This is a genomic window from Chelatococcus asaccharovorans, from assembly GCF_003201475.1.
In the GTDB taxonomy this organism is placed as follows: Bacteria; Pseudomonadota; Alphaproteobacteria; order Rhizobiales; family Beijerinckiaceae; genus Chelatococcus; species Chelatococcus asaccharovorans.
This window is the reverse complement of sequence record NZ_QJJK01000008.1, coordinates 188,978-200,185: the sequence shown is the minus strand read 5'-3', so window position 1 is coordinate 200,185 and position 11,208 is coordinate 188,978. Positions and strand designations below refer to the sequence as shown.

Annotated in this window: 13 protein-coding genes; 2 read left to right on the top strand and 11 right to left on the bottom strand. The window is 66.0% G+C overall.

Annotated elements, in window-relative coordinates; translation table 11 throughout:
• Positions 1-41: 41 nt before the first annotated feature.
• The 10 genes from C7450_RS19830 to pdxH form a co-directional block, all read right to left on the bottom strand.
• Entirely contained in the window at positions 42-1,025 is a 984-nt protein-coding gene (locus C7450_RS19830) for an NUDIX hydrolase (protein WP_110376178.1), read from the bottom strand.
• Between the two features lie 15 nt (positions 1,026-1,040).
• Positions 1,041-1,559, bottom strand: a complete 519-nt coding sequence (locus C7450_RS19825; RefSeq protein WP_110376177.1) for a tyrosine phosphatase family protein — start codon at positions 1,557-1,559, stop codon at positions 1,041-1,043.
• A gap of 142 nt (positions 1,560-1,701) precedes the next feature.
• A complete protein-coding gene (locus tag C7450_RS19820; RefSeq protein ID WP_110376176.1) occupies positions 1,702-2,316 on the bottom strand; it encodes an HD domain-containing protein in 615 nt (204 codons plus the stop codon).
• A gap of 50 nt (positions 2,317-2,366) precedes the next feature.
• A complete protein-coding gene (locus tag C7450_RS19815; protein WP_110376175.1) occupies positions 2,367-3,026 on the bottom strand; it encodes a DNA-3-methyladenine glycosylase I in 660 nt (219 codons plus the stop codon).
• Positions 3,023-3,901, bottom strand: coding sequence for a CAF17-like 4Fe-4S cluster assembly/insertion protein YgfZ (ygfZ, locus tag C7450_RS19810; RefSeq protein WP_110376174.1), 879 nt, complete (start codon positions 3,899-3,901; stop codon positions 3,023-3,025). The genes C7450_RS19815 and ygfZ overlap by 4 nt, the downstream gene beginning before the upstream one ends.
• A 230-nt stretch (positions 3,902-4,131) precedes the next feature.
• On the bottom strand, positions 4,132-4,386 hold the full coding sequence (locus C7450_RS19805; RefSeq protein WP_110376173.1) for a hypothetical protein: 255 nt from the start codon (positions 4,384-4,386) through the stop codon (positions 4,132-4,134).
• Between the two features lie 194 nt (positions 4,387-4,580).
• The gene (locus tag C7450_RS19800) at positions 4,581-5,210 is read right to left on the bottom strand and encodes a TIGR02301 family protein (protein ID WP_110376172.1); all 630 of its coding nucleotides are present in this window, start codon (positions 5,208-5,210) and stop codon (positions 4,581-4,583) included.
• A 25-nt stretch (positions 5,211-5,235) separates the two neighbouring features.
• Positions 5,236-5,739 (bottom strand): NUDIX hydrolase, encoded by a 504-nt coding sequence (locus tag C7450_RS19795; RefSeq protein WP_110376171.1) that lies wholly within the window; start codon positions 5,737-5,739, stop codon positions 5,236-5,238.
• 33 nt (positions 5,740-5,772) lie between these two features.
• Positions 5,773-6,528 carry an SDR family NAD(P)-dependent oxidoreductase gene (locus C7450_RS19790; RefSeq protein WP_110376170.1) on the bottom strand — a complete coding sequence of 252 codons (756 nt, stop codon included), beginning with the start codon at positions 6,526-6,528 and terminating at the stop codon, positions 5,773-5,775.
• 155 nt (positions 6,529-6,683) lie between these two features.
• A complete protein-coding gene (pdxH, locus tag C7450_RS19785) occupies positions 6,684-7,286 on the bottom strand; it encodes a pyridoxamine 5'-phosphate oxidase (RefSeq protein WP_110376169.1) in 603 nt (200 codons plus the stop codon).
• Between the two features lie 205 nt (positions 7,287-7,491).
• Here pdxH and C7450_RS19780 point away from each other — a divergent pair, with 205 nt between their 5' ends.
• Positions 7,492-7,839 (top strand): RT0821/Lpp0805 family surface protein, encoded by a 348-nt coding sequence (locus C7450_RS19780; protein WP_245449960.1) that lies wholly within the window; start codon positions 7,492-7,494, stop codon positions 7,837-7,839.
• Positions 7,840-7,937: 98 nt separating this feature from the next.
• Complete coding sequence (locus C7450_RS19775; RefSeq protein ID WP_110376167.1) at positions 7,938-8,879, top strand: DnaJ C-terminal domain-containing protein; 942 nt, start codon at positions 7,938-7,940, stop codon at positions 8,877-8,879.
• Positions 8,880-9,042: 163 nt separating this feature from the next.
• Here C7450_RS19775 and C7450_RS19770 read toward each other — a convergent pair whose 3' ends face one another.
• Positions 9,043-10,959, bottom strand: coding sequence for a potassium transporter Kup (locus tag C7450_RS19770; RefSeq protein WP_110376166.1), 1,917 nt, complete (start codon positions 10,957-10,959; stop codon positions 9,043-9,045).
• Positions 10,960-11,208 lie beyond the last annotated feature (249 nt).

Below are 11,208 nucleotides of genomic sequence, written 5' to 3'. Positions count from 1 at the left end.
ACCTCAAAAGAACGATATGCGTTGTGGCGCCAGCGACGGTGTCAGCCCCGCCCGCCCAAGCGCAGGCCAAGCGTCGGCCTCTCCTGCAAGACCTCGCGGCGAAAGCGAAACACGGCGGCGGGGCGCCCGGCGGTCGGTGCCATGTCGCCGGTCGGCTCGACGAGCGCCGTGCCTTCCACGAACCGCCGGAAGTTCTGCTTGTGCAGGTGGCGGCCGGCGATCGCTTCGACGGTACGCTGTAATGCGGTCAAGGTGAAGGTGGGCGGCATGAGCTCGAAGATGAGCGGCCGGTATTTCAGCTTGGCGCGGAGGCGGCTGATGGCGGTCGCGAGAATCCGGCGGTGGTCGAAGCGCATCATCTCGCCGGCCGGCGGCAAGCTTTCGCGAGCCTCTGCGCTTGGCCGTCCGTCACGCAAGGCCTCGCCGACGAGACCGGCTTCATAGAGCAGTTCGTAGCGGTCGAGTGCCTTTTCCTCATCCCAAGGGATGCTCGCCGAGCCAAAGCTGAGCCGGAGCCGCTCGCGGCGTGACAACCCGCGCCGCTCGATGTCCTCCCTGTCGGCGACGACATCGCCGGCCCAGTCCTCAAGCGCCGGCATGAGCGCGGCAAGGCATTCGGGCTTGCCTTGGCGCCAGTCCTCCCAGGGGAAGAAATGATACCAGGGCAGGAGCCGCGCGGTGGTCGGCACCTCGCTCGCCTCGCCGCCGAGCCGGGTCAAGGCGAGATAGCCGACCGACACCTCATGCGGTTCGCCGTCGCCGCGCCGGGCATGCCGGCCGCGATCGCCGAAGGTGTAGAGCTGCTCGACATAGCCGAGGCTGAAGCCGGTCTGTTCCTTCACCCAGGCCCTGAGCCCGATCTCGAAGGTGCGATGGGCTTGCGGGTCGAAGATACCGAATGGCAGGCCCGGCGTCGCGTCGCCCCCGCGTGCCACGAGGATCTGCGGCACATCGCCCTTGACCACGACGATCGCGGCGGCAAGGCCGATCTCGATCGCGGTCGTCGGCGGGGTGGGCGGCTTCATGCCTGGGGTCCGCGCTCAGGCGTCATGGAGGGGAAGCACGAAGGGCTCACCCTCGAAGGCATCACAGCCGCGGCCGATGGCATGGGTGGCTGCGACGAGCCGCCCTTCATAGCCGAGGCGCGCGTCGGCGACCTCGATGAAGCGGATGTTCGGCGTTGCCGAAGGCGAGGCGAGGCGCAGGGCTTTGGCCGCCTCCACCGCATCCTGGTTCCGGTTCAAGGCGCAGACGGCGACCAGTGCCGCCGCCGTGGAACGGCTGATGCCGGCATAGCAGTGAATGACCAGAGGGTGCTCACGCGGCCAGTCGCGGACGAAGCCGAGGAGCGCATCCACATGTTCCACATCCGGCAGGACATGACCCTCGAGCGGCGCGACGATGTCGCTCATGCAGATGCTGAGGTGGTGGTCAGCGGCGATCGCATCCGGCGTTGCCATGGTGGCGCTACCGCTCGTCAGGGAGATGAGATGGCTGGCCGAGGAGGCTTCCATGGTCTCCGAGAGCCGGGACAGGGGGCAGACATGGATGGCGGGCATGGGGTCGATCCAAACGAGTCATCGTCACGACGGTCAAGGATGCAACCATAAGGCGATTCGTGTTTACGGTCAGATCGCTAGAACGGATTGATTCAGCGCTAACCGCAAAGAGGCTGTCCGCGCCCCTATGCTGTTGCCTCGTTCAATCGGACGTCGCGACCGTGCCGTCATCGCGCGAGGGACCAGGCGCTGCACTCACGCGCTGAAAGCGCGCGAGGAAGCGGGCTTTGGCCTGATCGGCGCTCCAGGGTTCGAGATAGGACAAGACGGACTGTGGCAAGGCCACCGGCCGGCCGAAGAATTTCAGGGCCTCCGTCCGGTCGAAGCCGGCAAGCCGCGTCGCTTCCAGGAAAGCCGCCTGCCGGTCTGCCCGCTTGGCGAGGTCGCGCACATCCGCCCGCAGGGTCGCCGGCAGCCCGAAGCGGAGATGAATGGCCGCCATGAGCCGTGCCTCGACCTCGCGGTAGGTGCCGCCCATCACCGTCTTGAAGGGCGAGATCATGTCCCCGATGACATATTCGGCGGCGTCGTGCAGCAGCACGCCGAGCTGCCACTGCGCCACCGCGGCCGTCTTCGCCGTCACGATATGCGCGGCGATGGCCTCGACCAGGAGCGAATGCTGGGCCACGGAATAGATATGCGGACCGCGCGTCTGGCCGTTCCAGCGGGCGACGCGCGCCAGCCCATGGGCGATGTCCTCGATCTCGATGTCGAGCGGCGAGGGGTCGAGCAGATCAAGCCGCCGGCCGGACAGCATGCGCTGCCAGGCCCGTGCCGCCCTGGCTCCCCCTTTGCCTGCTGCAGCCACTAGCGGAACCCGTCCGGCATCTGGTCGGCGAGCGCCGCGCATTCGGCATGGCGATAGCAGCCCACCAGGTGATCGTTGACCATCCCGACAGCCTGCATGAAGGCATAGGTGATCGTCGGGCCGCAGAAGGTGAAGCCCTCCGCTTTCAACGCCTTGGACATCCGGCGCGATGTCTCGGTCTCGGCCTTGGCCTCGCCGCGCGTGCGCAGGTTGCTCTGCTGCGGGCGCCCGCCGGCGATATCCCAGAGCAGGCGCGAGAACCCGCCCCGCTCCATGATGTCGAGCCAGGCGCGCGCGCTCTTCACCGTGCCCTCGATCTTGGCCCGGTTGCGGATGATGCGGGTGTCCTGCATCAGTTCGGCGCGCTTGGCCTCGTCGAAGCGCACGATCGCCTCCGGGTCGAAACCAGCGAAAGCCTCGCGAAAACCATCGCGCCGCTTCAGGATGGTGATCCAGGAGAGACCGGCTTGGAAGCCGTCGAGGATGAGCTTCTCGAACAGGGCGCGATCGTCGAACTCGGGCACCCCCCATTCGGTATCGTGGTAGGTGACGTAAAGCGGATCGAACCCCGGCCACCAGCAGCGCCGCTTGCCGTCGGGATGATCGATGAGGCCATCGGCGCCAGCGGAACTCGGGGCGTCGTTCACTGCGTCAGTCATGGTGTCGGGCTTTCGGTCGCGACAGTCGCGGGAAAGGAGAAGCTGGCATAGCCGGGCAGGGCAGCCGTCAACGGCCGGCCGTCGGCAAGCAGCGGCAGGCCCGCGGCCTGCGCGTCGACGACCCGGTCGAGCCGCAGCATCGCGAGGGCGGTGGGGCCGGCGTGGGATCCGAGCTGGCCGACGAGCTTGCCGCCCGCCTCCACCGCCGTGCCCGCGGCCGGCGCTTCGCCATCCGCAAAGGACGCCACGACGATGCGCGTCCGCGCCGTGCCGCGATGATGCATGCGCGAGACGACCTCCTGGCCGATGTAGCAGCCCTTGTCGAAGACCACGCCACCCATCTGGTCCATCATCGTCTCGTGGGGGAAGGCGTCGCCATAGCTGAAGTCTTTCCCGCCTTCCGGCACGCCGAGCGCGATGCGATGGGCGTGATAGGCGGCGGCATCCAGAAGGCCGGCCGTCGCGAAGGCGGCCCGCTCGCCGATGAAGCGACGGCCGAGACCGGGAGCGCGGGTGTCGTCATAGGCGAGCAATGTGCCTTTCGGCTCCTGCGCATCATCCCATCCCGCCGCGACCGCAAGCGTCGCCGACAGGTCCTCCAGGGTGACCTTGCTGCGCAGCTTGTAGAACGTAAGCCGCTTGAGAAAATCGGGAAGGAAGGCCTGTGCCGTATCGACCAGGAAGCCACCCTCGGGCGCAGGCACAAACAGGCCGTCGAACAGGATCTTGCCCTGCGGCGAAAGCAGCGCGCCGAGACGGCCCGCGCCGGGTTGCAGATCGTCCAGGCGGCACGTGAGGATGTTCTGCAGAAAATCAAGGACATCAGTGCCGGAGATGCGGATGACACCGCGATCCGCCAGAAATGCTGACGGCATGATGACTTTCCTCCGCGACTGCGATTGACCGACAAACCTCCATGCGGCGCATACGGCATGGTCGCTCACACATAGGTCGAGCGATCGGCAACCTCAAGCTTTACGCAGAGGGTTCGGTGTGAAGATCCCAGAGCAAACCCGTCTTTTGCGGACTTGCTCCGCTCCAGAATAAACAAGAAAATTCATCGGCTTGGAAGGGATCAGCCGATTCTCTTCAAGCCGGATTTGCTCTAGTGGCGCAGGCCGCTCGTGAAACCGCCGCCACGGATCCGTGTGGGCAGATTTTCCGCGAAACGGGCGACCGCTTCCTCGCCATAGGTCATGACGAGCTCGTGGAAGGCGGTGAAGAGGGCCGCGTGAGCCACGCAGTCGCCATCCAGACCGTCAAGCTGCGCTTCCGCGAAGGCCTCGCTGAGATAAGCCAAGGCAGCCCGCTTTTCCTCGCTCGTGTCGGTGATATCGAGATCGGGCTGAGAATCGTTCATGCGTAAAACCAGCGGTCCTCAAGAGGGAAAAGGCGCAACGATTCGAGATTACGCAGGAAGCACGGCCGGCGCCAGCCAGTTGTTGCAGGGCGGTTAACGACACACAGGAAATCGGCCTGCAGGCCTCAAACACATTTACCCTGATGCAGAAAAACGACAGCCGGGGCCGTTTCTGAGCCGGAAAATAGCCTGATTCAGCCCCCAAAGCGCGACGTAATCGTCGTCGCGAGCCGTGCGCCCTCGTCGAGGAAGCGCGCGATCGCGGCCTCTGCCGAGGCGTTGCAGTGCCGGTAGGTGAGGGCATAACCGTTGAAGCCGCGATTATACGATCCCGCCAGCCGCTCGCGTTCAGCTGGGGTGCTCGCCTCGGCGTCGATCAATGCGCGCATCTTATCGTACCATTGGGGGGCGTCGCTGGCGCCGCAGAGACTGCGCAGAAAGGAGAGGGCGCCGAGCACCTCCGCCAGCCGCAGCATCTGGGCCTCATAGAGAGGGCGCTCCTCCGGCGCCGACGAGGGTGCCGTGGCTTGTGGCGAAACCGCGCCGGTGGTGTCCTGGTTCTGCTCCTGGGCGCCTTTATCCCGTGTCAGCACATAATGCAGCGGCAGGGCGGGGCGGTCCGGAGAACCATTGGCGGCCGCTGTGGGGCCGAGCCCTGCCGAGATTGCCCAGGGTCCGCCGTCCTGGCTCCGTGCGGTGGCAGCCGGCGCCGGCAGCGCCATCGCCAGCACGAGAGCGACCGCAGCGGCAAGGCGATAGCCCTCCGCTTCACGACGGTACCGGTGATGAAGCTGCCTGGAGGGCGGCGCGTGACCTTCGTGCACTCGATCTTGCCTCAAACCTGGCTAGTCAGGTGGAACCATGGTTGGGCACCGTGATCGGTGCACGACCCTCAACAATTGCGGCGGCACGGGCGACGATGTCACGCAGCCCCGGGGTGACGGGCCACTGTCCGAGATCGCGCGGATCAACCCAGGCCACCCCAGCGACTTCGGCAATCGCGGCCGCTTCGCCGCTTCGCCAGATTGCCGCAAAGGCAGCCACGACGAAATGGCGTTTTACGCGCGTACCGTCGCGCTCAATGATCTCCGCGTGGCCGGCAAAGCCGTGGATGGTGGCCCGGACGCCCACTTCTTCCGCGAGTTCCCGAAGCGCTGCGGCTTCGAGGGTTTCGCCGAGCTCCACATGGCCCCCGGGAAGGCTCCAGACCTGGGCCATGGGCGGATGCTGCCGCGCAGCGAGCAGCACCTTGCCGTCGCGGAAGACGGCGACGCTCGCCGCGAGCCGGGGCGCGGCCGGAAAAAGCCGGTCATCCGTCCGGCTGGCAGGGGTATCGCCGAGGGATGCGGTCATGGCGCCATCCCTTCCATCATGGCCTCGCGCCTCTCAGACGTGTTGGCCGCCGTTGATGTGCAACTCCGCGCCGGCCACATAGGACGATGCCTCCGTGCACAGGAAATAGATGGCTTTTGCGACCTCGTCCGGTGTGCCGAGCCGGCGCATGGGGATCTGGTCGATGAGTTTCTCGGTGCCCGGTGACAGGATCGACGTGTCGATCTCACCCGGCGAGATCGCGTTGACACGGATGCCAAGGGGGCCGAAGTCCGCCGCCATCTCGCGTGTCAGGGAGGCCAGCGCCGCCTTGGATGTGGCATAGGCCGAGCCGGCGAAGGGGTGAACGCGGCTGCCGGCGATGGAGGTGACGTTGACGACCGATCCGCGGGCGCGCGCCAGTTCCTCGGCAAGCCCGCGCGCCAGCATGATCGGCGCGAAGAAATTCACCCGGAAGACGCGTTGCCAGTCCTCGATCGATGTCTCCAGCGCGCTGAGCCGGCTGCCACCCTCGCCCTTGGGCGAGATGGCGGCATTGTTGACGAGCGCATGCAGGACGCCGCCCTCGGTCTCCAGCCGATGCCGGATCTCGGCGATCGCGGCCGCCGTGTTGTCAGTGTCCGCGAGATCGACCTGGATGTGATCCTCTGGGCCCATCTCCCAGGGGCACTGCTCGGGAAATCCGTGGCGCGAGCAGGTGATGACGCGCCAGCCCGCCGCGGAAAAGCGTTTGACGGTGGCGTGGCCGATGCCGCGGCTGGCGCCGGTCAGCAGCATGATGCGCCGTGTTTGGTTGGACATCTGGGACATCGCTCTTTGCTCGCCTGCCGGCCATGCCGGCCGCTGCTATTCTGCTCACGTGTAGAATGCGCGATATCGGCCACGGAGGCCACCGTCAGGCCATGAGGCCTTCCGTCTCAGGACGAGATCGCCCGCCACCGCATGGCCCGTTCTCCCCGCGACAATCAGGGGTAGAGCCGGTCCTTGCTCCACGGAGCATCCTTCGTGCCGCGGGAAAAGCGGATGCGATCGTGCAGCCGGAACGGCCGATCATGCCAGAATTCGATGGCGAGCGGCACGATACGGAAGCCGTGCCAGTGGGGCGGCCGCGGAATGGCGCCGAGGCCGAATTTCGCCGTGTAGCGCGCGACGGCCTTCTCCAGCGCGAAGCGGCTCTCAAGAGCCGCGGACTGGCGCGAGGCCCAGGCGCCGATCTGGCTGCCCCGGGGCCGCGATGCGAAATAGTCATCCGATTCGGCATCGGAGACCGCCACCACCGGACCGCGCACGCGCACCTGGCGGCGCAGGCTCTTCCAATGGAAAAGGAGGGCGGCTTGCGGATTGGCCGTGAGTTCACGCCCCTTGGCGCTTTCCGCATTGGTGTAGAACACGAAGCCCTGTTGGTCGTGGCCCTTCAACAGCACCATGCGCAGATCGGGCAGGCCGTCGCTGTCGACGGTCGCCAGCGCCATCGCATTCGGATCGTTCGGCTCGCCCGCTTCCGCGTCCCTCAGCCAGGTCGAAAAGAGCTGGAAGGGGTCGTTATCGTCCGAAAAGTCACGGCTCATTAACGGTTCCAAAGCCTAAATTCCTTTGGATGTGGAGTTCGCGGAAGGGCGCTTAATGCGCGGTCTGTCAGTGCTGGATTATAGGGGAAATAGCAAGCATGGCGAGGCAGCGCAGACGATAAGACGTGCTGTTCTTTCTCTCGGAGTTGTCGCGCTTGCCCTTATCGCTGGCGGGTGCAGCATATCCTTTCCCGTTGCTGGCCTGATGGAAGACGATGTAACGGCCTCAGTGCCTGTTGTCGCCCAACAGGCCTCACCCTTGTCGCCGGAACTGACGGCGGAGGATTGGCGCCGCGCCAAGAGCGCCATGAGTGTCGCGCTCGACCCGATCGGCAATGGCGCGAGCGCTCCCTGGAGCAATCCGGAGACGGCGCTCTCGGGCAGCTTCGCACCCGCGGGCCAGCCCTATGTGAAGGGCGATGACGTGTGCCGCGATTTTTTTGCGGATCTCGTCTTGCAGACCGGCACGCGAAAGCTGCAAGGTAAGGCGTGCCGCCCATCGGGAGGGGAATGGTCGGTTGTTGAGGCCGGGCCCGCAGAAAAGCGGACATAAACGCCATTCGGGCGCGCGAGACGCGTTGCATTTGTGCAACATTCGCCCCATATGGGGAGCCGGTGCCAGCCGACAAGGTTGCACGGCAGTGAGGACCCATGCGCGACCCTTATGATATTCTCGGGCTAAGCAAGTCGGCGAGCGAGGCCGACATCAAGAAGGCGTTTCGGCGCCTGGCCAAGACCTATCATCCCGATCGTAACAAGAGCGACCCCAAAGCGCAGGAAAAGTTCGCCGAGCTGACGACGGCCTATGATCTCTTGAGCGATAGCGAGAAGCGTGCGCAATTCGACCGCGGCGAGATCGACGCCGAAGGCAAGCCGCGGTTCCAGGGGTTTGAGGGGTTCGGCGCCGGCCCGCATGACGGCGGCTTCGAGAACTTCAATTTCTCGACGGGCGGCGGCCACGGGTTCAGGCGGTCGACGGCTGGTTTCGACCCCCAGGACATTTTCGCGGATCTGTTCGGCGAAGGCGCACGCACCGGTGCGGCTGGCGGCCAGCAGCGTGCCCGCCGGCAGCCGCCGCGCGGCCAGGATGTCGCCGCGAGCCTCACGGTGTCGCTGGAAGACGCCGTGTCCGGCGCCAAGCGTCGCATCCTCCTGCCGCCGAGCCGTGAGATCGAGGTCACCATCCCGAAGGGCATCACGGATGGAAAGGTCATTCGCCTGAAAGGGCTTGGCGAGCAGAGCCCGTTCGGCGGCGAGCCGGGCGATGCGTTGCTGACGGTGCATATCGCGCCGCATGAGCGTTTCAAGGTGGATGGCACGACGCTGCGCACGCGGCTGCCGGTGAAGCTGGAAGATGCGGTGCTCGGCGCGACGGTGCGGGTACCCACGTTGCAGGGTGCGGTCGACATGACCATTCCGCCGCGGTCGAGCGGCGGTCGCAATTTCCGCTTGCGCGGGAAGGGGCTGCCGACGAAGGACGGGGCTGGCGATCTGATCGTCACCATCGATATCGAGTTGCCGAAGGAACCGGATCCCGAGCTCGAGAGCCTGATGCGCAAGCGCCGTTCCGAGGCCGAGCAGGCGGCCGATTGAGCCGGGGCGCCCTGCGTCCTATCGCATGTGAGAAGGCGGCTGTTTCTCCCTCTCCCGAGCCAAGTTGGCTGTTGCCAAATTGGCATTCTCAAAGGGCCCAACACGGCAACAGCCGTGTTGGGCGGGGAGAGGGCTGGGGTGAGGGGCCCTGCACGCCTTGCCCCTACAGCGGCACCTGAACGCCGACCTCCAGGGTTCGCCCCGTCGGAATCTGGAAGAAGTCCGTCGCGTCGGCCGCGTTGCGCGCCAGACGGATGAACAGGGCGGCCTGCCAGCGGGGGAGTTTCGATTGCGGTCCCCGCCGCAGCGAGCGCCGCGACAGGAAGAACGACGTCGCCATGATGTCCCAGCGCCAGCCGCATGTGCGGGCGATGGCGAGGCCCTGCGGCACGTTCGGCGTCTCCGCATAGCCGAAGGTCATGGTGACCTGGGTGAAGTCATCGTTCACCGGCCGGATGGCGACCCGCTCCGCATCCGGCACATGCGGCCTGTCGGCGGTCGTGACGGTGAGGATGACGTTCTTCTCATGCAGAACCTTGTTGTGCTTGAGGTTGTGCAGCAAGGCACGCGGAGCCGTATCCGGCTCGCCGGTGAGAAAGACGGCGGTACCCTTGACGCGATGCGGATGGCTCAGCGCCAGGAGCTTGGCGAGCTCATCCATCGAGACATCCGCATGACGCGTTTTCTCGGACACGACGCGGACGCCTCGCCGCCATGTGAGCATGATCGTGATCAGGCCGGCGCTGACGACGAGCGGGAAGAGGCCGCCCTGGCCCATCTTGCTCAGATTGGCGGAGATGAACGTCGCGTCGAGGAAAAGCAGGGGGGCGAACAGGGCTCCTGCGGCCAGGAAGCTCCAGCCCCAGACCCGCCAGACCACGAGGAAGGCGAGCAGGGTCGTGACGACCATGGTGCCGGTGACGGCGATGCCGTAGGCGGATGCGAGCCCGGCCGAGGACCGGAACGCGAAGACGGCGCAGAGCACGCCGGCGAGCAGCAGCATGTTGATGCGCGGCATGTAGATCTGGCCGGCGTGGCTGTCCGACGTGTGGCTGATCGTCAGGCGTGGCAGAAGGCCGAGCTGGATGGCCTGCCGGCTGAGGGAGAACGCGCCGGTGATCACCGCCTGGGAGGCGATGACGGTCGCCGCCGTTGCCAGCACGACGACAGGGATGAGCGCCCAGCCGGGAAAGAGAAGGAAGAACGGTTCAGAGGCAGCGCCGGGATCGTCCAGAACCACGGCCGCCTGCCCGCAATAGTTGAGGGCGAGCGCCGGAAAGACAAGCCCGAGCCAGGTCAGGCGGATGGGCGCCCGGCCGAAATGCCCGAGATCGGCATAGAGCGCTTCGGCGCCCGTGACCGCGAGGAAGACCGCGCCGAGGGTGACGAAGCCGACGGATCCATGGTCTGCGAGGAAGGCGATGCCGAAGCGCGGATCGAGCGCAATGAGCACCCCCGGGTTAGAGACGAGCCCGCCGAGGCCGCCCAGCGCCAGAACGAGGAACCAGATCACCATGATCGGCCCGAACAGGGCGGCAACGCGGGCCGTCCCCCGGTATTGAATGGCAAAAAGCACGACCAGAAGCGCGACGGCCAGCGGCAGGATATAGGGTTCGAACACCGGCGTGATCAGTTTCAGGCCTTCGACGGCCGACAGGACAGAGATCGCTGGCGTGATCACCGCATCGCCGTAGAACAGGGCCGCGCCGATGATGCCGAGCAGGATCACGAAGCCGCTGCGGCTCCCCCTGGCGTGCTGCAGCAGGGCGACGAGCGACAGCGTGCCGCCTTCTCCGTTGTTGTCCGCGCGCAGCAGGACGATGACATATTTCACCGTAACGATCAGCGCGAGCGTCCACAGGATCAGCGACAGCACGCCCAGAACCGCATCGCGCCCCCCACCGGGCCCGGCATGGGCCAGCGCCTCGCGGAACGCATAGAGCGGGCTCGTGCCGATATCGCCATAGACGACCCCTGCGGTTCCGAGGGCGAGCGCGAGGAGAGACTGGGGCGAAGCGGCGACGCGGTGCGCCGGAGCGGTGCCGGCGTTCGTAAGCTGACCGGCGACGGCATGAGACATGTTCAAGGGATGCGATGCTGCGTTGCACAATGACGACGGCGGGGCTTATAGCACCCCCGCGACACAGGTCCTCTGCAATGGACGCATGTCAGCTCCGTGGTCAGCCCCCTTGATCATTAACAAATCCTTTCGCCGATGCGATGACGGAAACTTAAGCTGAGACAGGGAAAAAACCCCAGTCATCGGCATTTTCGTGATCGACTGTTGCAGATGCAGGCACGCTGTGAACGGCGGAGCTGCCGGTGAGGC